General features: G+C 61.5%; 21 protein-coding genes and 1 pseudogene. 10 read left to right on the top strand and 12 right to left on the bottom strand.

The genetic code is table 11. The features are described from left to right. Positions 1 to 14 precede the first annotated feature (14 nt). The 8 genes from G7048_RS15175 (at position 15) to G7048_RS15140 (ending at position 10,391) form a co-directional block, all read left to right on the top strand. On the top strand, positions 15 to 815 hold the full coding sequence (locus G7048_RS15175; protein WP_166068940.1) for an inner membrane protein YpjD: 801 nt from the start codon (positions 15 to 17) through the stop codon (positions 813 to 815). Between the two features lies 1 nt (position 816). After that, entirely contained in the window at positions 817 to 1,056 is a 240-nt protein-coding gene (locus G7048_RS15170) for a PP0621 family protein (RefSeq protein WP_166068939.1), read from the top strand. Positions 1,057 to 1,084: 28 nt separating this feature from the next. Further along, positions 1,085 to 2,785, top strand: coding sequence for a PAS domain-containing sensor histidine kinase (locus G7048_RS15165; RefSeq protein ID WP_240932990.1), 1,701 nt, complete (start codon positions 1,085 to 1,087; stop codon positions 2,783 to 2,785). Between the two features lie 15 nt (positions 2,786 to 2,800). Next, positions 2,801 to 4,339, top strand: a complete 1,539-nt coding sequence (locus G7048_RS15160; RefSeq protein WP_166068938.1) for a sigma-54 dependent transcriptional regulator — start codon at positions 2,801 to 2,803, stop codon at positions 4,337 to 4,339. Next, complete coding sequence (gene ampD, locus G7048_RS15155) at positions 4,323 to 4,910, top strand: 1,6-anhydro-N-acetylmuramyl-L-alanine amidase AmpD (protein ID WP_166068937.1); 588 nt, start codon at positions 4,323 to 4,325, stop codon at positions 4,908 to 4,910. The genes G7048_RS15160 and ampD overlap by 17 nt, the downstream gene beginning before the upstream one ends. Positions 4,911 to 5,276: 366 nt before the next feature. Continuing rightward, positions 5,277 to 8,213: a ribonucleoside-diphosphate reductase subunit alpha gene (locus G7048_RS15150; protein ID WP_166068936.1), complete on the top strand. Its 2,937-nt coding sequence runs from the start codon at positions 5,277 to 5,279 to the stop codon at positions 8,211 to 8,213. Positions 8,214 to 8,346: 133 nt separating this feature from the next. Then, a complete protein-coding gene (locus G7048_RS15145) occupies positions 8,347 to 9,549 on the top strand; it encodes a ribonucleotide-diphosphate reductase subunit beta (RefSeq protein ID WP_166068935.1) in 1,203 nt (400 codons plus the stop codon). Positions 9,550 to 9,737: 188 nt separating this feature from the next. Continuing rightward, positions 9,738 to 10,391, top strand: a complete 654-nt coding sequence (locus G7048_RS15140) for a histone (protein ID WP_166070991.1) — start codon at positions 9,738 to 9,740, stop codon at positions 10,389 to 10,391. Positions 10,392 to 10,627: 236 nt separating this feature from the next. Here G7048_RS15140 and G7048_RS15135 read toward each other — a convergent pair whose 3' ends face one another. The 8 genes and pseudogenes from G7048_RS15135 to G7048_RS15105 all read right to left on the bottom strand — a co-directional run bounded on the left by G7048_RS15135 (position 10,628) and on the right by G7048_RS15105 (position 17,656). Beyond that, positions 10,628 to 11,524, bottom strand: a complete 897-nt coding sequence (locus G7048_RS15135; RefSeq protein WP_166068934.1) for a carbohydrate kinase family protein — start codon at positions 11,522 to 11,524, stop codon at positions 10,628 to 10,630. A gap of 51 nt (positions 11,525 to 11,575) precedes the next feature. After that, positions 11,576 to 13,276: a DUF3426 domain-containing protein gene (locus tag G7048_RS15130; protein WP_240933335.1), complete on the bottom strand. Its 1,701-nt coding sequence runs from the start codon at positions 13,274 to 13,276 to the stop codon at positions 11,576 to 11,578. Between the two features lie 15 nt (positions 13,277 to 13,291). Then, positions 13,292 to 13,357 (bottom strand): annotated as a pseudogene (locus G7048_RS28490) (zinc-ribbon domain-containing protein); the annotation flags it as partial. Between the two features lie 93 nt (positions 13,358 to 13,450). Continuing rightward, on the bottom strand, positions 13,451 to 14,341 hold the full coding sequence (gene prmA, locus G7048_RS15125) for a 50S ribosomal protein L11 methyltransferase (RefSeq protein WP_166068932.1): 891 nt from the start codon (positions 14,339 to 14,341) through the stop codon (positions 13,451 to 13,453). A gap of 126 nt (positions 14,342 to 14,467) precedes the next feature. Further along, positions 14,468 to 15,817, bottom strand: coding sequence for an acetyl-CoA carboxylase biotin carboxylase subunit (accC, locus tag G7048_RS15120; protein WP_166068931.1), 1,350 nt, complete (start codon positions 15,815 to 15,817; stop codon positions 14,468 to 14,470). Positions 15,818 to 15,828: 11 nt separating this feature from the next. Beyond that, positions 15,829 to 16,290, bottom strand: a complete 462-nt coding sequence (accB, locus tag G7048_RS15115; RefSeq protein ID WP_166068930.1) for an acetyl-CoA carboxylase biotin carboxyl carrier protein — start codon at positions 16,288 to 16,290, stop codon at positions 15,829 to 15,831. Positions 16,291 to 16,401: 111 nt separating this feature from the next. Further along, positions 16,402 to 16,986 (bottom strand): TlpA disulfide reductase family protein, encoded by a 585-nt coding sequence (locus G7048_RS15110; RefSeq protein ID WP_166068929.1) that lies wholly within the window; start codon positions 16,984 to 16,986, stop codon positions 16,402 to 16,404. A 67-nt stretch (positions 16,987 to 17,053) separates the two neighbouring features. After that, positions 17,054 to 17,656, bottom strand: coding sequence for a hypothetical protein (locus G7048_RS15105; RefSeq protein WP_166068928.1), 603 nt, complete (start codon positions 17,654 to 17,656; stop codon positions 17,054 to 17,056). A 240-nt stretch (positions 17,657 to 17,896) separates the two neighbouring features. On the opposite strand from G7048_RS15105, the gene mpl reads away from it, so the two are divergent. Next, positions 17,897 to 19,306 carry a UDP-N-acetylmuramate:L-alanyl-gamma-D-glutamyl-meso-diaminopimelate ligase gene (gene mpl, locus G7048_RS15100; RefSeq protein WP_166068927.1) on the top strand — a complete coding sequence of 470 codons (1,410 nt, stop codon included), beginning with the start codon at positions 17,897 to 17,899 and terminating at the stop codon, positions 19,304 to 19,306. A gap of 85 nt (positions 19,307 to 19,391) precedes the next feature. On the opposite strand, the gene G7048_RS15095 is transcribed toward mpl, so the two are convergent. The 4 genes from G7048_RS15095 to rodA all read right to left on the bottom strand — a co-directional run bounded on the left by G7048_RS15095 (position 19,392) and on the right by rodA (position 24,019). Continuing rightward, positions 19,392 to 19,703: a hypothetical protein gene (locus G7048_RS15095; protein ID WP_166068926.1), complete on the bottom strand. Its 312-nt coding sequence runs from the start codon at positions 19,701 to 19,703 to the stop codon at positions 19,392 to 19,394. 77 nt (positions 19,704 to 19,780) lie between these two features. Further along, positions 19,781 to 20,902: a 3-deoxy-7-phosphoheptulonate synthase gene (locus G7048_RS15090; protein ID WP_166068925.1), complete on the bottom strand. Its 1,122-nt coding sequence runs from the start codon at positions 20,900 to 20,902 to the stop codon at positions 19,781 to 19,783. Positions 20,903 to 21,185: 283 nt separating this feature from the next. After that, positions 21,186 to 22,646, bottom strand: a complete 1,461-nt coding sequence (gene tldD, locus G7048_RS15085; RefSeq protein WP_166070990.1) for a metalloprotease TldD — start codon at positions 22,644 to 22,646, stop codon at positions 21,186 to 21,188. 203 nt (positions 22,647 to 22,849) lie between these two features. After that, a complete protein-coding gene (gene rodA / locus G7048_RS15080; protein WP_166068924.1) occupies positions 22,850 to 24,019 on the bottom strand; it encodes a rod shape-determining protein RodA in 1,170 nt (389 codons plus the stop codon). A gap of 109 nt (positions 24,020 to 24,128) precedes the next feature. Here rodA and G7048_RS15075 point away from each other — a divergent pair, with 109 nt between their 5' ends. Next, on the top strand, positions 24,129 to 24,713 hold the full coding sequence (locus G7048_RS15075; protein ID WP_166068923.1) for a YqiA/YcfP family alpha/beta fold hydrolase: 585 nt from the start codon (positions 24,129 to 24,131) through the stop codon (positions 24,711 to 24,713). Positions 24,714 to 24,722 lie beyond the last annotated feature (9 nt).

The following is a 24,722-nucleotide window of genomic DNA, read 5'->3' as shown; positions in this document are numbered from 1 at the left end:
TAAACTGTAAGTCTATGATTTTACCCAGTGCTTCACCACTCGGATGGCTATTGGCCTTGGCAGCGGCTGTAGCCTATGTGATCTCGGCCATCGCTGGCTCCAAATTTTCCTCGTCCCAGGCCCGTGCGGCCCTGATTGCCGCTTGGGTGCTGCACGGCATCTCCATCGCCTGGGGGCTGATGGGTGAGTCTCCCCATTTCGGTTTTGCGTCTGCCCTGTCGATGACGGCCTGGCTGATGCTGGTTGCCTATCTGGTGGAGCGCCAGTTCTTCCCGCAACTGCGCGCTCTCTGGGTGCTTTCGCTGCTCGGCGCGGCCATCGTGCTGCTCGCAGTGATCTTTCCGGGCAAGCCGCTGCATGCGCTGTCGTCACCCTGGTTGCCGCTGCACCTCACGCTGGGCATTGCCTCGTACGGCCTGTTTGCCGCCGCCGTCGTGCACGCATGGCTGATGACGCGCGCCGAAAAGCAGATTCGCCTCGCCGCCGATTCACCGAGCGGCATGCCGCTGCTCACGCTGGAGCGCCTGACATTCCGCTTCGTGACGGCGGGCTTCGTGGTGCTGACGGCCACGCTGGTCGCTGGCTGGTTCTTCGGCGAAGTGCTGTACGGCCGCGCCTGGATCTGGGATCACAAATCGGTGTTCTCCGTGCTGTCGTGGATTACCTTTGCCGTGCTGCTGATCGGCCGCTCGCGCTTTGGCTGGCGCGGTCACAGCGCCGTTCGCATGCTGTATGCCGGCGCGGCGCTGCTGCTGCTGGCCTATGCCGGATCGCGCTTCGTGATGGAAGTGCTGCTCGCACGCGCTGGCAACTGACATGAAATACCTTCTCGTCCTGATCGTTCTGATCATCGCCTACAACGTCTGGCGCAAGCAGCGCATCGACAGTGGCTCTGCCGCCAAACCACCGCACCGCGCGCCGCCCGGCACGCCGCGCATTCCGCAGGAAATGGTGCCCTGCGCCCGCTGCGGCCTGATGATGCCCAAGACCGAAGCGCTGGAGCAAGGCGGCAAGCACTACTGCAGCGCAGAGCATCAGCGCCAGGGTCCGGCCTGAGTCGCCGACATCGGATCGGGACAACGCTGTGCTCCATAGCCCACGCATCGGCAACAACACTTTTCTGCGCATCTGGCTGGCGTTTCTGAACGGCCGCGTGATGGTCGCCCTGCTGCTGGCCATGCAACAAGGTGCGGGTCTGATCTGGCATCTGCCCACCAATCCGGACACGCTGGCCGCCGCGCTGGGCTATCTGGCGCTGACACTGGCCGTGCGCATCGTCTCGCGCAACGTTCCCTCGCCCCAGCCCGGACCGCAATGGCTGCCCACCATCGGTGTGGACATCGCCCTGTTCAGCTACCTGCAGTTCTTCGCGACCGACACGCTGAGCTTCATGCCGCTCTTTGCGCTGCCCGTGCTGATGGCCGGCATGCTGGGCACGCTGATGACGGCACTCGGCACCACCTCGGTGATCACCATTGTGCTGCTGGTAGGGGCCCTGTGGTTCGATCAACGGGCGCTGGGCGACCCCGTTCAGCGCTATGTGCAGGCGGCGCTCACGGGCGTCGGCTTCTTCATCGTCACCTATCTGGCGCATCAGCTCTCGGTCAAACTGCGCACCGAGCACGAGATCGCGCAGCGCAGTCGCATGGCGGCGCAGACGCAGGAAGATGTGAGCGCGCTGGTCATGCAGCATCTGAGCGAAGGCGTGCTGGTGATGGACCGACTGGACCAGGTGCGCCTTGCCAACCCATCGGCCAGGTTGCTGATGGGCGATGCCGCTCCGACCAGCATGCCATTCGATCTGCGCCCGCAGGTCAACTGGTCTCCGTTGCTGGAACTGGTGCGCCGCACGTTCGACAGCGGCACACAGCAATCGACCGATCTGGACATCGCGCATCCCGGACACAGCCCCATGGGGTTGCGCGTGCGCACCTGGCTGACCTCGCACCACACCTACCAGCCCACGAGCAGTGATTCCAGCGAGTCCACCGATCCGCTCTGCGTGGTGTTCCTGCAGGATCTGCGCGAAATGGAAGCGCGCCTGCGCACCGAGAAGCTCGCTGCGATGGGTCGCATGTCGGCCGCCGTCGCGCACGAAATCCGCAATCCGCTCGCCGCCATCATCCAGGCCAACGCGCTGCTCGAAGAAGATCTGACCGACGCCATGCAATTGCGCCTGAGCCAGATGGTCAAGCAGAACGCCGACCGGCTCACGCGCATCACCGAGGAAGTGCTGGACATCGCGCGCGTGCGCCACCAGATCGACAACGCGCCGGCAGCAGCCATCGCGCTGGACAATTCCGTCGCCCAGATTTTTGGCGACTGGCAGACGCACGACGCCCAGCGCCGCCACGCCTTGCTCACGCTGCACACGCCCGCCATGGAGGTGAACTTCGAGATCGACCACCTGCGCCGCGTGCTCGTGAATCTCATGGACAACGCGCTGCGCTACATGGGCCCGCATCCCGATTCGATGTGCATCCACACCAGCACCACGCCCGACGGCCTCGCCTTCGTGCAGGTGTGGAGCGACGGTGCGCCGCTCGAAAAATCGGTGGAGCAGCATCTGTTCGAGCCGTTCTTCTCCTCGGAAAGCCGCTCCAGCGGATTGGGCCTCTATATATGTAGAGAGCTGTGCAGCCGCCACGGCGCATCCATCCGCTACGAACGCAGCACGCTGACCCTGCATCGCGGTGAAATCGAAGGCAACGCCTTCATCGTCACCTTCCGCAAATCACTGCAGCTTCCGGGGACGCCTTCGCTTTTTGACACAATCATGGTTTGAGACTCCGACGAACACATGCCTGCATACGCCGCCTCCATTCTTGTCATCGACGATGAGCCCGACCTGAGGACGCTCTACGAACTCACGCTGCTGCGCGAGGGCTACCGCGTCGAAACCGCAGGTTCGGTGGAGGAAGCGCGCCAGCAATTGCGCGTGCAGCAGTTCGATGTGGTGATCAGCGACATGCGCCTGCCCGACGGCTACGGCATGGAAGTGCTGCTGCATCTGCGCGAGAACCAGCGGCGCGAACGCTGCGTGGTGATGACGGCGTACGGTTCGGCAGAAAACGCGGTGGAGGCGCTGCGTGCAGGCGCGTTCGACTATCTGACCAAGCCGGTCGATCTCAAGCAATTCCGCTCGGTCGTGGCATCGGCCGTGCAGGGAGCCGGCGGCGTTCCAGCACCCGGTCAACCTGCGGCAACGCAACGTGTGCAGGAAGCCGACGCCAAGGCCGCCCCAGACAACGACACCCAGATCGCATCGCCCGTCATGCGACTTCTGGTTGGTGACTCCGAAGCCATGCGCAATGTGAAGCAGCGCATCGCCAAGGTCGCGCGCAGCATGGCTCCGGTTCTGGTGCGCGGCGAATCCGGCACCGGCAAGGAACTGGTCGCACGTGCGCTGCATGGCAGCAGCCAGCGCGCTGACGGCCCGATGATTGCCGTGAACTGCAGTGCGATTCCCGAAAATCTTCTCGAAGCCGAATTCTTTGGCGCACGCAAGGGCTCGTACACCGGCGCGACCGCCGACCGCGAAGGCTTCTTTCAGGCGGCGCAAGGCGGCACGCTGTTCCTCGACGAAATCGGCGACCTGCCACTGGCCATGCAGTCCAAGCTGCTGCGCGCGATTCAGGAGCGCAGCATTCGCCCGCTCGGCGCGACGCAGGAAGAAACCGTGGATGTGCGCATCGTCAGCGCCACGCACAAAGACCTCGCCGCCGAAGTGCAGGCCGGCAACTTCCGCCAGGATCTGTACTACCGACTCAACGTCATCGAGGTGCTGATCCCGCCGCTGCGCGAACGCCGCGAGGACCTTCCCGCGCTGTGCAAAGCTTTGCTGCAGCGCATCGAGCAGGACTCGGGCGTGCCCGTCCCTCAACTCACCGACAAGGCCTTGCAGCGCATCGCCATGCATTCGCTGCCCGGCAATGTGCGCGAACTGGAAAACCTGCTGCACCGCGCCGTCGCGCTCAGCGATGGAGACGAGCTGTTCGTCGATCCACCCGCCGCCGGGGCCGGAGCGATGCCGGAGCCCGCACCTGTCGCGCCGTCGCCGGTCCTCGCAGCGCCAAGTGATGCCAGCGACAGAACGGTCGGCCATACCGCCGATGCGCCTTCGCCCTATCCTGCCCATACCGCACTGCCGCATGATCTGCAGGCTTGGCTCGACAAGCAGGAGCGCGACATCCTCGTGCGCGCGCTGCGCGAGTCCAGCTTCAACCGCACGGCGACAGCGGCGCGCCTGGGCATCAGCCTACGCCAGATCCGCTACCGCATCGAGCGGCTGAACATCTCAGAAGCCGAAGGCGGCACGGACCATGTCGAAAGCGAGTAAGCCCGCAAGTGCATGGCACGGCGGCTGGTATGCCCCGGCCCGCCGCGTCGACTCACCCAACCACGGACCACGCCCCGATGGCGCGCAGATCGACCTCGTCGTCGTGCACTCCATCAGCCTGCCGCCGGGGCAATATGGAACCGGCGACATCGAACGCCTCTTTACCAACAAACTCGATTGGGATGCGGATCCCTACTTCAACACCATACGCGGCATAGAGGTTTCCAGTCACTTCGTGATCGCCAGAAGTGGGACAATCACGCAGTTCGTCGATTGTGATCGGCGCGCGTGGCATGCCGGACGTTCGCACTGGCGCGCACGCGAAAACTGCAATGACGACTCGATCGGCATTGAACTGGAAGGATTGGAAGGCGAGAGTTTTACCGAGGCGCAATACACCGCGCTGACCAAGCTGTGCAGAGATCTCGCACAGCGCTATTCGATCCGCTTCATCGCAGGCCACGAGCACATTGCGCCCGGTCGCAAAGGCGATCCCGGAGCCGGATTTGAATGGCAAAAAATGCGAAACAATTTGTGTGATCTGGGTTGGTGGTTTCCACTACAAAACTAGCAACCGTCACCCCACTGTGGTTTCCGCAGTTGGCAATCTCCGGAATTTTTTCAGCTCTGCTTTTTCCCGATGCATGCGGGCTAGCGGAGCTTATTGTCGGATAGATCGCATCAACTGGTGATTCCCACTCGCAAACACCGTCAGCACAACCCATCGCGCACCGGATTCGAAGGCCCTCGCAGGCCCTGAATTGTCAACCTCGAGCAGAGGCCACCCTGCAGCGGATACACTACAGGTAGTGTCTTGATGAGTTCAGACACCCTAGATATAGTGTGTCACTGCCATCAGTGATACATCACCACCGAAGGCCCTTGCGGCTAAAGCCAAGCCCGCCAAGCCGCCTTCGAAGCAATACAAGAGGACTACATGCAAGCTGTACAGACCCCAGCCAATGAGGTGAGCCCTGCGCTCGCGAAATCCACTGCTCCCGAAGCCGCAAAGGCAACCGCGAGCGTCGGAAACTACGCCCAATTCCAGATCATTCGTCGCAACAGCGCCGTGGTTCCTTTCGAGCCGCAGAAGATTGCCGTCGCCATGATGAAGGCGTTTCTCGCAACGCACGGTGCCCAGGGCGCGGCGTCTGCCAGCATCCGCGAAGTCGTGGACAACCTCACTCAATCCGTGGTGCATGCACTGACCCGCTCGCGTCCCGGCGGCGGCACCTTCCATATTGAAGACGTGCAGGACCAGGTCGAACTCGGCCTGATGCGCGGTGGTCACCATGAAGTGGCCCGCGCCTACGTGCTGTACCGCGAACGCCGCAAGCAAGAACGTGCCGATCGCCGCGAGCAACTGCTGCCACAAGTGCCGACCATGCATGTGCTGGAAAACGGCCAGCGCGTGGAACTCGACGTGCTGCGCCTGCACTCGCTGATTGAAGCCGCCTGCGCCAACATCGGTGAAGGCGTGACCGCTGCGCCGATCGTCACCGAAACCATGCGCAACCTGTACGACGGTGTGCCGATGGACGAAGTGCTGAAGGCCGCGATTCTGGCTGCGCGCACCAAGATCGAAAAAGATCCTGGCTACACCTACGCCACCGCCCGCCTGCTGCTGCACACGATCGTGCGCGAAGTGCTGGGCCGCGATGTCGCGCCCACAGAAATGCAGGCCGCCTACGCCGAATACTTCCCGCAATTCATCCAGAAGGGTGTGGACAACGAGCTGCTCGACGAGCGCCTCGTAAAGGAATACGACCTGCCACGTCTGGCAGCCGCACTCAAGACCGAGCGCGATCAGCAGTTCGACTACCTCGGTCTGCAGACGCTGTACGACCGCTACTTCCTGCACGTGCGCAAGACCCGCATCGAACTGCCGCAGGCGTTCTTCATGCGCGTCGCCATGGGCCTGTCGCTGAACGAAGCCGACAAGAACGCCCGCGCCATCGAGTTCTACGAAGTGCTGTCGTCGTTCGACTTCATGTCGTCGACCCCCACACTGTTCAACAGCGGCACGCTGCGCTCGCAACTGTCTTCCTGCTACCTGACCACCGTGCCCGACGACCTCGACGGCATCTACGAGTCGATCAAGGAAAACGCGCTGCTCTCCAAGTTCGCCGGCGGTCTGGGCAACGACTGGACTCGCGTGCGCGCTCTGGGCTCGCACATCAAGGGCACGAACGGCGAATCGCAAGGCGTGGTTCCATTCCTGAAGGTGGTGAATGACACCGCCGTCGCGGTGAACCAGGGCGGCAAGCGCAAGGGCGCGGTCTGCACGTACCTGGAAACCTGGCACCTGGACATCGAAGAATTCCTCGAGCTGCGCAAGAACACCGGCGACGATCGCCGCCGCACGCACGACATGAACACGGCGAACTGGATTCCCGATCTGTTCATGAAGCGCGTGATGGAAAAGGGCCAGTGGACTCTGTTCAGCCCCGCCGACGTTCCTGATCTGCACGACCTGTACGGCGGCGCTTTCGAGAAGGCCTACTCGGCCTACGAAGCCAAGGCCGCTTCGGGCGAGCTGCGTCTGTCCAAGCAAGTGCCTGCCAACGACCTGTGGCGCAAGATGCTCTCGATGCTGTTCGAGACCGGCCACCCATGGATCACGTTCAAGGACCCTTGCAACATCCGTTCGCCACAGCAACATGTGGGCGTGGTGCACTCGTCCAACCTGTGCACGGAAATCACGCTGAACACCAGCGACACCGAAACCGCAGTCTGCAACCTCGGCTCCGTGAACCTGGCCCGTCACATCAAGGACGGCCAGATCGATCACGACAAGTTGAAGAAGACGATCAGCACCGCCATGCGCATGCTGGACAACGTCATCGACATCAACTACTACGCCGTGCAGAAGGCCAAGGACTCCAACATGCGCCATCGCCCCGTGGGCATGGGCCTGATGGCATTCCAGGACGCGCTGTATGAAATGCGCATCCCCTACGCCAGCGACGCGGCGGTGCAGTTCGCCGACGAGTCGATGGAAGCCATCTGCTACTACGCCTACTTCGCATCAAGCGAACTGGCCAAGGAACGCGGCACGTACTCCACCTACGACGGCTCGCTGTGGTCGCGCGGCATTCTGCCGATCGATTCGCTCGACCTGCTCGCACAGGAACGCGGCGGCTACGTCGAAGTGGATCGCTCGCGCACGCTGGACTGGGATGCCCTGCGCAACAAGATCGCCAAGGACGGCATGCGCAACTCCAACTGCATCGCGATCGCGCCGACCGCCACCATCTCCAACATCGTGGGCGTGGACGCATCGATCGAGCCATCGTTCGGCAACCTGTCGGTGAAGTCGAATCTCTCCGGCGAGTTCACTGTCGTCAACCAATACCTCGTGCGCGATCTGCAGCGTCTGGGTCTGTGGGACGACGTGATGGTGATGGACCTGAAGCACTTCAAGGGCTCGCTGCAACCGATTGATCGCGTGCCGCAAGACGTGAAGAATCTCTACGCCACCGCGTTCGAAGTTTCGCCGACATGGTTGGTCGAAGCCGCATCGCGTCGCCAGAAATGGATCGATCAAGCGCAGTCGCTCAACATCTATATGGCAGGGGCATCGGGCAAAAAGCTCGACGAGACCTACAAGCTCGCATGGGTTCGTGGTCTTAAAACCACGTACTACCTGCGCACGCAATCTGCGACGCACGTGGAGATGAGCACGGTGAGCGGACGACAGCTCAACGCAGTGTCGAACGGCAACGAGCAAAATTCTGCTGCAGCCCCGAAAGCCGCGCCAGTCAACGCTTTGGAGGCAGCAGCCGCTGCAGCACGCGCACAAAACGAAAGCATTCCCGCCACCGATATCAAGTTCTGCGCGATCGATGATCCGGGCTGCGAGGCCTGCCAATAAGGCGTTTTGCACGTGTGTTTGAAGTGCCTTGCATCTCATCGCACGTGCCTCAACGTAAAAAATTTGGCGAAGCAACGCCGCAGCGCTTTTCTTTTTGAGGCGCTGCTTTCATAATTCGAGCACTGGAAAACGTATGCTGACCTGGGACGAAGAAGTCAAGCCCTCATCGCAAAATCAAACTGAAGGCGGTTCACTCAATGACCGCCTCGGATCAACGCCCGCTCTTCAAACCGTTGCATCCACTTCGTCGCAAGCTGTCGCACCTTCCGCTGCAAGCTTCGCTGCGACAACTTCCACTGCATCTGCACCCGCCACTCGCAAGCGCGTGAATGCCGCAGACAAGCGCATCATCAACGCCAAGACCGACGTGAACCAGCTGGTCCCTTTCAAGTACAAGTGGGCCTGGGAAAAATATCTCGCCACCTGCGCCAACCACTGGATGCCGCAGGAAGTGAACATGACGCGCGACATCGCGCTGTGGAAAGATCCGAACGGCCTGACCGAAGACGAGCGCCGCATCGTCAAGCGCAATCTCGGCTTCTTCGTGACCGCCGATTCGCTGGCCGCCAACAACATCGTGCTCGGCACGTACCGCCACATCACCGCTCCTGAGTGCCGCCAGTTCCTGCTGCGCCAGGCGTTCGAGGAAGCGATCCACACGCACGCATATCAGTACATCGTTGAATCGCTCGGCCTCGACGAGTCCGAAATCTTCAACGCGTACAACGAAGTCAAATCGATCCGCGACAAGGACGAGTTCCTGATCCCGTTCATCGAAGCGATCATGGACCCGAACTTCCACACCGGCACGCCCGAGACCGATCAGACACTGCTGAAGTCGCTGATCGTTTTTGCCTGCCTGATGGAAGGTCTGTTCTTCTACGTCGGCTTCACGCAGATTCTGGCGCTCGGTCGCCAGAACAAGATGACCGGCGCAGCCGAGCAGTACCAATACATCCTGCGCGACGAGTCGATGCACTGCAATTTCGGCATCGACCTGATCAACCAGTTGAAGCTCGAGAATCCGCATCTGTGGACGCCCGAGTTCAAGGAAGAAATCAAGGGACTGTTCCAGAAGGCCGTGGAACTCGAATATGCTTACGCCGAAGACACCATGCCACGCGGCGTGCTCGGTCTGAACGCATCGATGTTCAAGAGCTACCTGCGCTACATCGCCAACCGTCGAGCGACGCAGATTGGCCTTGAAGCGCTGTACCCGAATGAAGAAAATCCGTTCCCCTGGATGAGCGAGATGATCGACTTGAAGAAAGAACGCAACTTCTTCGAGACCCGAGTCATCGAGTACCAATCCGGTGGAGCCCTGTCCTGGGATTGACGAGTCAAACAACAGGTCATGACCTTTCAACCACACCCTCACAACCCAACGCTCGCACGAAGCGTGGTGTGGGGGTGTTACCGTATTTGTGGCAATGAGATGGACATCCAACTTCTCGGTGCCATGAATCGCTCTGTGTCCAAAGTAGACACGGGGTGCTCTTTGCTAATCGACCCAAGGAGAAAATGATGGCAACTGCGAAGAAGACCGCTGCTAAAAAGGCAGCACCAGCGAAGAAGGCAACCGTGGCCAAGAAGGCTGCTCCAGCGAAGAAAGCTGTAGCCGCAAAGAAGGCCGCTCCTGCCAAGAAGGCAGCTCCAGCCAAGAAGGCCGTAGCTGCGAAGAAGGCAGCTCCAGCCAAGAAGGCTGCTGTTGCAAAGAAGGCCGTAGCCGCCAAGAAGGCAGCTCCAGCCAAGAAGGCTGCAGCTCCTGCGAAGAAGGCTGCTGCCAAGAAGGTAGTGGCGAAGAAGGCCGCTGCTCCAGCCAAGAAGGCCGCTGCTGCGAAGAAGGCAGCTCCAGCCAAGAAGGCCGTAGCCGCGAAGAAGCCTGCTGCCAAGAAGGCCGCTGCTCCAGCCAAGAAGGCTGCAGCTCCTGCTGCCAAGAAGGCTGTCGCTGCGAAGAAGCCTGCTGCTGCAAAGAAGCCCGCCGCTGCTGCCAAGAAGGCCGTAGCTGCGAAGAAGCCTGCTGCTGCAAAGAAGCCGGCTGCGAAGAAGGCATCTGCGAAAAAGGCTGCGGCAAAACCTGCCGCTGCTGCCCCCGCTGCTGCTGCCGCTGCCCCTGCTGCACAGACCACGCTGAATCCTCAAGCTGCGTGGCCTTTCCCGACAGGCGGCAAGCCCTAATCAGGCAAGCTTCCCCAAAGGAAACAGCAAAGCCCGGTGTGAAAGCACCGGGCTTTTTTCATGCTCGCACGGGATTGACTGTTGCGGGTATCGCACCCGGCCACGCATCGCGTCGTGAGTTCAATCCACGCGAAGCCTTCGGCTTCGATGGATGATTCGTTTCAAGATAGCGATGCAGGCGTCGGTCGCTCTTCAGGCGCTGTTGGCTGTTGGCGCGGGCGCGCCAAACCTGCGCCTCACTCCGGCTTGAAATCCAGCGTGTAGTTCTGTGGGCCGCGCTGGGCGATCTTGAGAGCGCCGAGCTTGTTGCCGAGTTCTGCGCACTTGGTCAGTGCCCAGCCGCGCTCCAGACCGAAGAGCAGAGCGCCGCGCCATGCGTCGCCGCAGCCGGTGGGGTCGACCACTTCCTTGGCCTTCACGGGGGCGACCAGTTGCTGCTCGCCGTTTTCCCAGACGGCACAACCTTCGCTGCCGAGTGTCACGACCAAGCCCTTCACCTTGCGCGAGATCTCGGCTTCGGTCCAGCCGGTGCGCTCGCACAGCATCTTGCCTTCGTAGTCGTTCACCGTGACCCAGGTGGCGAGTTCGATGAAGTGGCGCAGTTCTTCGCCGTTGAACATGGGCATCGCCTGACCCGGATCGAAGACGAACGGAATGCCCGCTGCCTTGAACTGCTCGGCGTGCTGCACCATGGCATCGCGACCATCGGGCGAGATGATGCCCACCGATGCGCCGATGTCGGCCGTGACCTTGTTCTGATGCGCCATGGACATGGCACCAGGGTGAAAGCCGTTGATCTGGTTGTTGTCGCGGTCGGTGATGATCATGCACTGCGCGGTATGCATGTCGTCGAGCTTGGTCACGAAACGCGTGTCGATGTTCTGCGCCTTCATGCGCTCCAGATAGTCCACGCCGTCGTGGCCGATCACCGCCATGGGCAGAGGCTCAGCGCCAAGCAGCTTCACCGCGTAGGCAATGTTGCCGGCGCAGCCGCCGAAGTCGCGACGCAGCGTCGGCACAAAGAAGGACACATTCAGGATGTGCAATTGCTCGGGCAGGATCTGCTCGGCAAAGCGACCCTCGAAAGTCATGATGGTGTCGTAAGCCACGGAGCCACAGATCAGTACAGCCATAGTTCTGCCAATCGCCTCAAAGAAAATTGAAAAAAGAAAAGGAAAGAAAAATCAGGGATAGAAGGCCAACAGGCGGTAGCCCGTGACGCGGTCCGCCACCTCAGGCACCTGCAGCTTCACCACGCCGTTCCACTCGCCATGTGCGGCAAGTTCAGCGGGGGCATTCGTGTCTTCGCGCTTGAGCACGCGACGCAGCACGGGCTGGTCGCTCGAATCGGTGAGCGTCAACTCCAGCGCCGGCATTTCCAGCACCATGTCTGCCGTGCTCTTGAGAGCAACCTGCAGATTGAACGAGCTCGCATCATCGCGAACGCGTGTGAATGTGGAACTGTCGATGGCCACGGAGGCGATCTGGCGCGGCAGGCCCACCTCGCAATTCAGCGGCTGGCACAGCTTTTCCAGCACCGGACGCAGCGCCGGATACATCGCCGCCAGACGGTTGCGCTCCGCCACCGCATACTGGCCTGCAAATCCGGCGAGCAACCCCAGCACGATCAGCATGAGCAATGCGCGCACAGCGGGCTTGCTCCAGAACGCCTTGCGGCGCGCATCACGCATGAATCCCACTTCGTCTTCCGATGGAGTGACGGGCAGCGGTTGCTCAGCCGCTTCGGGTTCTGGCTCGTCGGTCTTTGCGAGAGTCTTGTCGTCGGATTCGGCGGCATCGGCCGCAGCAAGCGCATCGGCCTGCGGCTTCTCCGTCACCGCATCATCTTGCACTGGATCGAGTGTGGGCTCGACACGCTCGGCAGGCTCGGCTTCGGCAGCCGCCACTTCTTCCCGCTTGTCTGCAGCCACCTCATCGGGATCACGCTCGGCAACGATCACCGGCTCATCGACCAGTTCGTGCTGACGCGACGCTTCGAACGTCAGCTCCGGCATGTCCTCTTCATCATCTTCGTCAGCGCCCTGCGAAAGCAATTCGGGGTCCTGAGAAATGAGGGCGGGGCGTGGCACGGTCGTCGGTTGTTTGTCAGCCACCAGCGAAGGCTCGGCATGAACAACGGTGCCTTCAAGAGGCACCACAATTTCCTCTTCCGGGGTCTTGGACGTGACGGAAGTGACGACGACCGGGTCAACCTTGTCATCGCTCAGGCGCGACGACACAAATTCGGGTTCGACGTGCTTCTCATCCAACTCATCTGCCACCTCGTCGGCAACCGGCTTGGACTTGTCCACCTCCGGCTTCCAGCCGGGTGGCACCACATTGGACTCGCGCCGCGCGCCGTAGCCCGACTGCGGAGGACTCGAGGGCGCAGAATAATGGCCAGCCCATGGCCGCGTCGGCGCAGCCACTGCTGGCGCAACCGGCGATGGCTCGCTCTTGCCCTCACCGCTTTCCTGCGCAAGATGCTGAATGGATGCGTTGGAGAAACCCGTGATGCTCGCCCGCGCATTGCTCCAGACGTTGGGGCGTTCTTCAGGCACAGGAACATGCTGCGGAAAACTGGCCGCCGGTGTGGGTGGAACCACAACGGTTGGCGGCGGCATTGCAACAGGCGGTGCAGGTAGCGATGGCTCAGAAGACTCTTCAACTGCTACAGGGGGTGGCGCCACGACAGGCACAGCCACCGGAGCTGGAGCAGGTGGAATCACAGGCTCTTGCGGCGCAACCGGTGCCACAGGAGCAGAAGCAGAAGGTACGGGTACGGGCGCGGCCTCGTCCTTGTGCTGCGAAACCGGCGAATAGCGCACGTCCGCGAGCAGGTTGGCCGATGCGTCGAAGACTTCCTTGCAGCGCCCGCAACGCACCCACCCTCCTGAGATTCTCAGTTGGTCGGCAACAACTCTGAAACTGGTTCGGCAGGCGGGGCAGCGTGTAATCTGGCTCATCGGCTTTGCATTGTAGAGGCTGCCCTTCGGCGGCACTACCACTCAATCGTGCAAGCAGAAGCAACAGCCTTGAAGCAGGTCACATAGGTGCGATCAGCGGCGGGCGGTCATGAGGATCCAGCCGTCCTCGCGATCGCTGACTTCCAACTGGACCCATGGCGCGTAGGCGGCCTTGAGTTCGTCTTCCTGACGCTCCAGAATCCCGGCCATCACCAGCGACCCGCCCGCCTTCACGTGCAAGCACAACAGCGGAGCCAGCACCTTGAGCGGCGTGGCCAGAATGTTGGCCAGCACCACGTCGTATTCGCCTTCGGCCTTGTCCGGCAGACCGGCGTTCAGCTTCACTTCGTTGGCAACCGCGTTGGCGATGGTGGATTCGACCGCCGCCGGATCGATGTCGACGGCCACGATGTCCTTGGCGCCGAACTTGGCCGCGCCAATCGCCAGAATGCCGGAGCCGCAACCGTAGTCGAGCACGCGTGCAGGCGGGTTGGAGGCATCCACATTTCTGGCAGTCCAGCGCAGGCACATGCGCGTCGTCGGGTGCGTGCCCGTGCCGAACGCGAGACCCGGATCGAGACGAATGCAATGCTTGGCCGCTGCAGGAGGTTCGTGCCACGAAGGCACGATCCAGAAATCTTCGGTGATGTCGACCGGCGCGAACTGCGATTGCGTGATCCGCACCCAGTCCTGATCTTCAACTTCGGCCAAGCCCAGAATGCTGCAGCCTTCAAAGAAGTCCTGCACCTGCAGAAGCTGCTGCGCTTCCGCGGCCTGCTCCCTGGTCTGGAACAGTGCAACGACGCGGCTGCGGTTCCAGCCGCCCTTGGGCGGCGGCATGCCGGGTTCACCGAACAGGGCCTGTTCGGCATCGGTCAGGGCATCGGCGTCTTCGACCGACACGCTCAGTGCATCCAGCGCCTCCAGCGCATCGCTCAGGTCTTCGACCTGGTCCTCGGAACACAACAAGGAAAGTTCAAACATGGAGGCACCTTCTTCAATCTTCGCGCCAAAACAAAACATGCCAGCAACCGTTGGGGGTTGCCAGCATGGAATCTTTGCCGCACAGCATCGTGACGAACACGGCACTGCGCGGCGAGGGCTTCACGATCAGCGCTTGCGCTGCTCCAGCCACTGTTCCAGATAATGGATGTTGGTGCCGCCAGCGTTGAACTTGGCGTCCACCATCAATTCGCGATGCAGCGGCACATTGGTGTTGATGCCTTCGATCACGGTTTCCAGCAGCGCGGTGCGCATGCGGGCAATCGCTTCTTCGCGGGTATCACCATGAACGATGAGCTTGCCGATCATCGAGTCGTAGTTCGGCGGCACGAAGTAGTTCGTGTACACGTGGGAATCCACGCGCACGCCAGGACCGCCCGGCGCATGCCACATGGTGATCCTGCCCGGCGACGGGATGAACTTGTACGGATCTTCCGCGTTGATGCGGCACTCGATGGCGTGACCACGGATCTCGATCTGGCGCTGCGTGAACGGCAGCTTCTCGCCAGCGGCGACCATGATCTGCGTCTTCACGATATCGACGCCGGTGATCCACTCGGTCACCGGATGCTCCACCTGCACGCGGGTGTTCATCTCGATGAAGTAGAACTCGCCGTTCTCGTACAGGAACTCGAACGTGCCCGCACCGCGGTAGCCGATCTTCTTGCAGGCGGCCACGCAGCGCTCGCCGATCTTCTCGATCAGCTTGCGTGGAATGCCGGGAGCCGGAGCCTCTTCGATCACCTTCTGGTGGCGACGCTGCATGGAGCAGTCGCGCTCGCCCAGATAGACGGCGTTCTTGAACTTGTCGGCGATGATCTGGATTTCGATGTGGCGCGGGTTCTGGAGGAACTTCTCCATGTACACGGCCGGATTGCCGAATGCGGTGCCCGCTTCGGCCTTGGTCATCTGCACGGCGTTGACGAGCGCAGCCTCGGTGTGCACCACGCGCATGCCGCGACCACCGCCGCCACCAGCGGCCTTGATGATCACCGGATAGCCGACGGAGCGCGCAATGCGGCGGATCGCGACCGGATCGTCGGGCAACTCGCCGTCGGAACCGGGGACGCAAGGCACGCCCGCACGAATCATCGCCTGCTTGGCCGACACCTTGTCGCCCATGATGCGGATGGATTCGGGCGTGGGGCCGATGAATTGGAAGCCGCTCTTTTCCACGCGCTCGGCAAAATCGGCGTTCTCGGAGAGAAAACCGTAGCCGGGGTGGATGGCTTCTGCGTCGGTCACTTCCGCTGCGGAAATGATCGCCGGCATATTCAGGTACGACAGTCCGGACGGCGCGGGGCCGATGCAGACCGCTTCCTCGGCAAGCTTGACGTATTTGGCATCGCGATCGGCCTCTGAATAGACCATCACCGCCTTGACGCCCAGCTCGCGGCACGCGCGCTGAATTCGCAGAGCGATTTCACCGCGGTTGGCAACCAGGATTTTTTTGAACATGTGGGGCCGCTTTACTCGATCACGAACAGTGGCTGACCGTATTCCACCGCCTGGCCGTTTTCAGCCAGAACGCGCGTGACCGTGCCGGACTTGTCAGCTTCGATCTCGTTGAGAATCTTCATCGCTTCGATGATGCACAGCGTCTCGCCTTCCTTGACCTGAGCACCGATCTCGACGAATGCCTTGGCGCCAGGGCTGGCAGCGCGGTAGAACGTGCCGACCATCGGCGACTTGACGGCATGACCGGCGATGGCAGCTGGTGCGGCTTCAGCGGCAGGTGCTGCAGCGGTAGCCACTGCAGGTGCGGCCGCAGCCATCGGTTGCGCCATCATCGGCGCAGCCATCACCTGTTGAACGATGGCACCACCGCCTTTGACAATGCGTACTTTGCCCTCGGCTTCGGTGATCTCGAGTTCAGAAACATTCGACTCGGACACCAGGTCGATAAGGGTCTTAAGTTTTCGCAAATCCATGGGAGCTCCAACGGCTAGAAACAGAATGGGGCGCAAATTTACCCTAATTTCAGCCTATTGCATCGAATTCGACGCAAATATCTGCATCTCCAACAGGGGATGCTTTGTTTTTCAGACCTCGGAAGACCATTGCGCCAAGTCTTTTTCGGTCAACTGCCCCATTTTACGCCTCAAGATGTTCCCATCTTTTCCGAACAGGACTGAAAACGGCAGACCGCCTACTTCGTTGCCAAGCGCTCGTCCCAGATCCGTACCCGTCAAACCCGCCAATGCGATCGGAAAATCGAGCGGCATTCGATCCAGAAATTTGCGTACAGCTGCAGGCTGATCGATGGCCAATCCGAGCACTTGAAAGCCTTTGCCAGTATGCGCAGCATAGAGGCTGTTGAGCAGCGGCAGCTCATCGACGCAGGGCGGACACCATGTCGCCCAGAAGTTCAAGAGCAGCGGGCGGCCATGAAACTTGCGCATGGTCAAGGTCGCACCATCCAAGGTTTCCATTGACGCGTTCCAGAAGGACTCCTCCACACCGCTGAGTACCGTGTCTGGCCGAAAGCGCCACAGCGCAACACCCGCCCCTGCCGCAGCAGCCGCAACGCCGACACCCGCCATCATCCAATGGCGGCGCTGGATCGTTGGCACTGGCTGCGCATCGTTGGTGGATTGGTTCGGATCGGAATCAATGGGCGTGGACATGTTGAAGAAACGCTTACCTGAATAGAGAAGTCAAAAAGGACAACGAGAACAACCGGAACAGACCGCCTCAGAACACTTCGTCCGGCTGCTCCAGCAAGGCGCGCACAGCGGCGATGTCTCCGCGCGGCAGACGCCCCCGCGAATCGGGCTTGAGCGCGCCACGCAGATCATCGAGGTCATACACCAGCAGGTGCACGCCGATGTGCTCGCCCAGTTCCGGCGACAGGCTGCTCACGCTTAGGGCATCGACCAGCTCGCCGCGAAATCCCGTCACGGAGCGTGGCTCGTAATCTACATGATGGTCAATCAAACAGATCTCTGCAGATTTGGAGTCATCGCAAAACATCTGCACATAAATATCTGACAGTCGAGTCGCCGTGCCATGCCAGACCGCACCCGCAAGATAGGGACGAAACTGCTCCATGCGTTCCATCCACACCAATGCGAGCTGGCGCAGCGCTCGCAGTTCTGCGGGTTGGGTGTCCGCACAGAACAGGCCGATGTACTCGCGCACGGCATCCTCCACCAGGTCGTTGTCCGGCAGCGCCGTGCGCACAGGCAGCCCCAGTTGCTTGACTGCGCGACGCTTGGCGGCACCCCACTCAAGCCCCTCCTCCACCACGATCCGGGCAGTGGCATTGGCGATTTCGGTCGCAAGAGCGTCATTCATGGCGGCCATCCTGTTCTGAGCGCATCGTCCACGCAATGGTTGGAAACGAAAAATGGAAACTGAAATATGGAATCGGCGCTCGAGGACATTGTCGCTCCAATGCCAATACCCGAAATATCGCGTGACATCCTGCAAGCGAACACCTTCGCCGAACTCACATTCAGCTACCTATTTTCTAGCGCAAGAGCCCCCAATAGCAGTCCTTGGCAAGGGTCCATCCGCAACTCGTAGAATCGCTGCATGCACATACATATTCTGGGGATTTGCGGCACCTTCATGGGTGGCGTGGCAGCACTGGCCCGGGAAGCGGGTCATCGCGTGACGGGTTGCGACGCGGGTGTCTACCCGCCCATGAGCGACCAACTGCGTGCGCTCGGCATCGATCTGATCGAAGGCTACAGCGCCGAGCAGCTCGCACTCAAGCCCGATGTTTTCGTGATCGGCAACGTCGTGAGCCGCGCACGTCTGGCTGACGGCAGCCCCAAGTTTCCGCTGATGGAAGCCATTCTGGATGCCGGAGCGCCCTACATCAGCGGCCCGCAATGGCTGGCCGAAAACGTGCTGCAAGGCCGCCATGTGCTGGCCATCGCCGGCACCCACGGCAAGACCACGACGACCTCCATGCTCGCCTGGATTCTGGAGCACGCAGGTCGCGAGCCCGGTTTTCTGGTCGGCGGGGTGCCGCTGAACTTTGGTGTCTCCGCCCGTCTGGGCCAACCTCCATCGCACGAATGGGGTGCCGCGCAGCAAGGCCAGGCCCCGCTGTTTGTGATCGAGGCCGATGAATACGACACAGCGTTCTTCGACAAACGCAGCAAGTTCGTGCATTACCGCCCGCGCACCGCCGTGCTGAACAATCTGGAATTCGATCACGCCGACATCTTCGACGATCTCGCTGCCATCGAGCGCCAGTTCCACCACCTCGTGCGTACCGTGCCATCGACGGGACGCGTCGTGGTCAACGCGCTCGAAGAAAGCCTCACCCGCGTGCTGCACACGGGCTGCTGGAGCGAGGTGGCGAGTTTCGGCGATGCGGTCAGCGATTTCAGCGCCGTGGGCGAGCCCAGCGATTTCGATGTGCTGCATCGCGGCAAGCCCGTCGCACATGTGAAGTGGGAATTGAGCGGCGTGCACAACCAGCTCAACGCTCTGGCCGCCATCGCCGCCGCAGAGCACGTGGGCGTGACGCCCGCGCAAGCCGCCGAAGCGCTCGGCAAATTCCAGAACGTCAAGCGCCGCATGGAGTTGCGCGGCACGGTGAACGGGATTGCCGTCTACGATGATTTCGCGCACCACCCCACGGCCCTGCGCACCACACTCGACGGCCTGCGCCGCGTGGTCGGCAAAGATGCCCGCATCCTCGCCGCCTTCGAGCCTCGCAGCAACACCATGAAGCTCGGCACCATGAAATCGCAACTGCCGTGGGCGCTGGAGTCGGCCGATCAGTCGTTCTGCCACACGGCAGGGCTGGATTGGGATGCGGCGGAAGCGCTGTCGCCGCTTGGCGCGCGCGCGCATGTGGCTGCCGACATCGACACGCTGATCGCCCAGCTCAAGGCCGAGGCGCGTCCCGGGGATCACATCGTCTGCATGAGCAACGGCAGTTTTGGCGGCATTCACGCCAAGCTGCTGACGGCGCTCGCCAAGTAAAACGGGCCGTAAAGAGGCCAGCTCAAAACACAAACGGCGCTCAAGGCGCCGTTTGTCTGTCTGTCATTTCCGGTTCAATCCGAAATCAGAAAGTCACCGCCATCGCAGGAATGTCGATGCGCACGGCCTCGCGTTCCAGCGCCGCCTTGGCCGCACGCGCGAACTGCTTCGACCACTCGGCATCGGCCAGCGACGCGTTGCCTGCGCTCGCTGCCACTACCAAAACCTTGTCGGCCAGCAGCACCTTGCCGCTGGGGCGCAGCGGTTCGCAGTCCAGACGCACAAATTCCGAGTCCAGCCAGCGACGCGCTTCTTCGTTGGACAAGGGCGCGACGCCCTCCAGGTCGATGCGGTATTCCTGTTCGGGACTGACGATCACTGTGACTTCACTGCGCATAGCTGTACACCTCTGGTGGATTCAATTGTCAGCGCCGGGGACTTGCCCCGACTCTTCTTCGATCCACCATTGTCCACTCAAGCGCCTCGGCGAGTCTGTACGGCGGACGACAATTCAGCCATTGTCGCGAGCGAATCGTCCCAGCCCAGGCACGCATCGGTGATGCTCTTGCCGTATTCCAGCGCGGATGGCACATCCTTGCCCGGCGTGAACTTCTGCGCGCCAGCGTGGAGATGGCTTTCGATCATCACGCCGAACACCGACTTGGAACCCCCAGCGATCTGCTGACCGATGTCGCGGGCGACATCGCGCTGCTTTTCGTGCTGCTTGCTCGAATTCGCGTGGCTGCAGTCGACCATCAGCGTGGGCTTGAGGCCAGCGGCTTCCAGGTCCTTGCAGGCGGCGGCGACATGGTCGGCGTCATAGTTCGGCGTCTTGCCGCCGCGCAGGATGACGTGGCAGTCCTGATTGCCGCTGGTGTGCACGATGGCGACCTGGCCGTTCTTGTGCACCGACAGGAAGTGGTGACCACGGCTGGCCGACTGGATCGCGTCGGTGGCGATGCGGATGTTGCCGTCCGTGCCGTTCTTGAAACCGATGGGCGCAGAGATGCCCGAGGCCAGTTCGCGGTGGACCTGGCTTTCGGTTGTGCGTGCGCCGATGGCACCCCAGCTGATCAGGTCGCCGATGTACTGAGGCGAGATCACGTCGAGGAATTCGCTGCCCGCGGGAATGCCCAGGCGGTTGATGTCGATGAGCAGTTGGCGTGCGATGCGCAAGCCTTCGTCGATGCGGTAGCTGCCGTCCAGGTACGGATCGTTGATCAGGCCCTTCCAGCCGACGGTGGTGCGTGGCTTCTCGAAGTACACACGCATCACGATTTCCAGCGTGTCCTTGTACTGCTCGCGCACGGCCTTGAGCTTCTTGGCGTATTCGATGGCGGCGGCCGGGTCGTGGATCGAGCAGGGGCCGATGATGACCAGCAGACGGTCGTCTTCGCCCGACATGATCTTCTGGATGGTCTGGCGGGTGTTGCTGATCAGCGTTTCCACTTCGGTTCCGCTGATGGGGAAGAAGCGAATCAAATGTTCCGGAGGAGGCAACATGGTGATGTCCTTGATGCGGTTGTCGTCGGTAGCGCTGGTTTTTTCGACGTTGCGGTACCAGGCATCAGCGGATGGAGAGACATTGGCAGTCATGAATTGCGTCCTCGTGGAATGTTGGGTTGATTGTCTGAAAGGAAAACGTTGCGAAAAAAGAAGGTGCCGGAAAAACAAAAACCGCCGGGCTTTTCAGCTTCGGCGGTTTTTTGGGAGAACTTGCTTGCTTATTTATCGTGCACGCAGTTGCCTCTCATCCGCCTTGGACGAGAACCAAAAGTAAAAGTAAAACGAGCTACGAACTTGCATAGAGAGTCAATGTAGCACTTTTTGGTGCGACGCAACAAGCTTTTTTTGATTGGTGATTTCGATGACGTTGGAATCAGGCCGTGCCGCCGACGGTCAGACCGTCGATGCGCATGGTCGGCTGACCGACGCCCACCGGCACGCTCTGGCCTTCCTTGCCGCAAGTGCCGACGCCGCTGTCGAGTTTCATGTCATTGCCGATCATGCTCACTTTTTTGAGTGATTCAGGACCGCTGCCGACAATCGTCGCCCCCTTGACCGGATACAGGATCTTGCCGTTTTCGACCCAGTAGGCCTCGCTCGCGGAGAACACGAACTTGCCACTGGTGATGTCCACCTGACCGCCGCCGAAGTTGGTGGCGTACAGGCCCTTCTTGATGGAGGCGACGATTTCCTGCGGGTCCTTGTCGCCACTCAGCATGTAGGTGTTGGTCATGCGCGGCATGGGAATGTGCGCGTAGCTCTCGCGGCGACCATTGCCCGTGGGCTTGGTCTTCATCAGGCGCGCGTTCATCGAGTCCTGAATGTAGCCCTTGAGAATGCCGTCCTCGATCAGCACGTTCTTCTGCGTGGCATGGCCCTCGTCGTCCACATTGAGCGAGCCGCGGCGGTCGGCGATGGTGCCGTCGTCCAGCACGGTGACGCCCTTGGCCGCCACGCGTTCGCCGATGCGGCCGCTGAACGCGCTCGAGCCCTTGCGGTTGAAGTCGCCTTCAAGGCCGTGACCGACCGCTTCGTGCAGCAGCACGCCGGGCCAGCCGGGGCCAAGCACCACGGTCATCTCGCCCGCCGGCGCAGGACGCGATTCCAGATTCACGAGCGCTGCGTTCACCGCTTCGCTCACATACTGATGAACCAGTTCGTCATCGAAATAATCCAGCCCGAAGCGACCGCCGCCGCCCGCCGAGCCGACTTCGCGGCGACCGTTCTGTTCGGCGATCACGGTGATCGACATGCGCACCAGCGGGCGCACGTCAGCGGCCAGCGTGCCGTCAGCGCGAGCGACCAGCACCACGTCATATTCGCCCGCCAGACCGGCCATGACCTGCACCACGCGCGGGTCCTTGGAACGGGCGAGCTTTTCGGCGCGCTCGAGCAATTGCACCTTGGCCGTGCTGTCCATGGTCGCGATGGGGTCGAGCTCGGGATAGAGCGAACGGCTTTGCGCGATCTTGCGTGCGCCCACCTTGGTGCGTGCCGACTTGGCGACCGAGGCAATCGAGCGTACGGTGCGCGCCGCGTCGAGCAGCGAGGCTTCGGAGATGTCGTCGGAATAGGCAAAGGCCGTCTTCTCGCCGCTCACCGCACGCACGCCGACACCCTGGTCGATGCTGAACGAGCCGGTCTTGACGATGCCTTCTTCCAGACTCCAGCCTTCGCTGCGGGTGTACTGGAAGTAGAGATCGGCGTCATCCACCTGGTGCGCGCGGATTTCCGCCAGCGCGCGGGTCAGGTGGGATTCGTCGAGGCCAAAGGGCTCCAGCAGCAGCTGACGAGCAATGGCCAATCGTTCAATGGTAGGTTCGCGGGAGATCATCTTGCTCATTGTAGAGGGGGCTCGCTGTTCGTTTGGAGGTGGCGATATAGCCCTTCATGCGTCGTTGCAAAGGCTTGCCGTACAAAAGTACTGTCCGCGCCTTCGACGCCTAGCCTGAAGGGCTATCTCACCATTGTGGCTGGGGTTCGGGCGCCCTGCTTGCTGCACCGTGCGCTGTTTGAAAACCAACAGCCTTTGGGAAATCAGTTCTCTTGTGGGGCTTGCGAGGGCTGGTTCTGGGATCTGGCTACCGACATCAACACGCCGAGCGCGAGACCCAGCGTCACCATGGCCGTGCCGCCGTAGCTCACGAAAGGCAGCGGCACGCCGACGACCGGGAGGATGCCGCTGACCATGCCCATGTTCACGAAGGCGTAGGTGAAGAAGATCATCGAGACGGCACCGGCCATCAGGCGGCCAAACAGCGAGGTCGCGCCCACTGCGATCGCGAGGCCCCGCCAGACCAGCAGCAGAAAGCTGATGATCAGCGCGATGTTGCCGACCAGGCCGAACTCTTCGGAGAATGCGGCGAAGATGAAGTCGGTCGTGCGCTCGGGAATGAATTCGAGGTGGGTCTGCGTGCCCGCCATGAAGCCCTTGCCCCAGACGCCGCCCGAGCCGATGGCGATCATGCCCTGAATGATGTGGAAGCCCTTGCCCAGCGGGTCGCGCGTGGGGTCGAGCAGCGTGCAGATGCGTTGCTGCTGGTAGTCGTGCAGAACGGGCCAGCGCACGCCATCGGCGCACAGTTGCGGCTCGTACCAGACGATCAGGAAAATGCCGACCGCGCCGATCAGTACCGGAGGAATCACGAGCCGCCACGGCAGTCCGGCAAAGAAGATCACCGACAGGCCCGCCGCCATCACCAGCAGCGAGGTGCCCAGGTCGGGCTGCTTCATGATCAGCCCCACGGGAATCATCAGCAAGATCACGGCGACCACGAAATCGAGCGCGCGCAATTGGCCTTCGCGCTTCTGGAACCACCAGGCCAGCATCAGCGGCGTGGCGATCTTGAGCAGCTCGCTGGGCTGAATCACCACGCCCACGTTGATCCAGCGCTGCGCCCCCTTCTTGGTGATGCCGAACAGCGCCACCGCCACCAGCAGCGCCACGCCCAACGTATAGAGCGGCACGGCCAGCGCCATGAGCTTTTGTGGCGGCACCTGCGAGACGCAGAACAGAATGCCTGCGGCCAGCAGAATGTTGCGGCCGTGATCCATGAAGCGCGTGCCATGGTCATAACCCGACGAATACATGGCCGTGAGCCCGATGGACGTGAGGATCAGCAAAAGAGCGATCAACGGCCAATCGAACCCGCGCAGCAGGGGCATGACACGCTGGAGCAGCGTTGGTTTGTCGAAAACGGCAGACATGGCGCGCGATTATCCCAGCGCGGCGCACAACCCTTCATGTCGGGTGCAGAATCACTGGATATGTGTGCGTAAACAACTGTCGCATTGCGCGCACCTCCAGACCTTTTCCATGCCCACAACGCATCTGCTCTATCTGCACGGTTTCCGTTCATCGCCCCGCTCCGCCAAAGCGCAAATGACTGCCGCTCATGTAACGCGCACGCATCCGCAAGTGCATTTCTGGTGCCCGCAACTGCCGCCCTCGCCCGCCGAGGCGATGGCCATGGTGTCAGAAGGCACCAGCCACTGGCCACGCGAATCGACGGCGGTGATCGGCTCGTCGCTCGGCGGTTTCTACGCGAGCTGGTTCGCGCAGCACATGAAGTGCAGGAGCGTGATGCTCAACCCTGCCGTCAATCCGGCGCGCGATCTGGAACGCCACATCGGCGACCAGACCGCCTGGCACAATCCGAACGAGCATTTCTACTTTCAGCCGCATTTCGTCGATGAGCTCAAGGCGCTCGACGTGCGCCACCTGCCGCCCGCAGCACCCGAGATGGCCATCATCGCCAAGGGTGACGAACTGCTTGATTGGCACGAGATGGCCGAGCGTTATGCGAAAGCCGAACTGCACATTCTCGAAGGCGGCGACCACGCACTCAGCAACTTCGAGTGCCACGTGGACGACGTGATCCGCTTCTGTGATCTGGTCTGACCGACTGAA

This window comes from Diaphorobacter sp. HDW4B (assembly GCF_011305535.1).
GTDB lineage: Bacteria > Pseudomonadota > Gammaproteobacteria > Burkholderiales > Burkholderiaceae_C > Diaphorobacter_A.
Note: the sequence above shows the minus strand (reverse complement) of the source record. Positions and strands in the feature narration are given on the sequence as shown.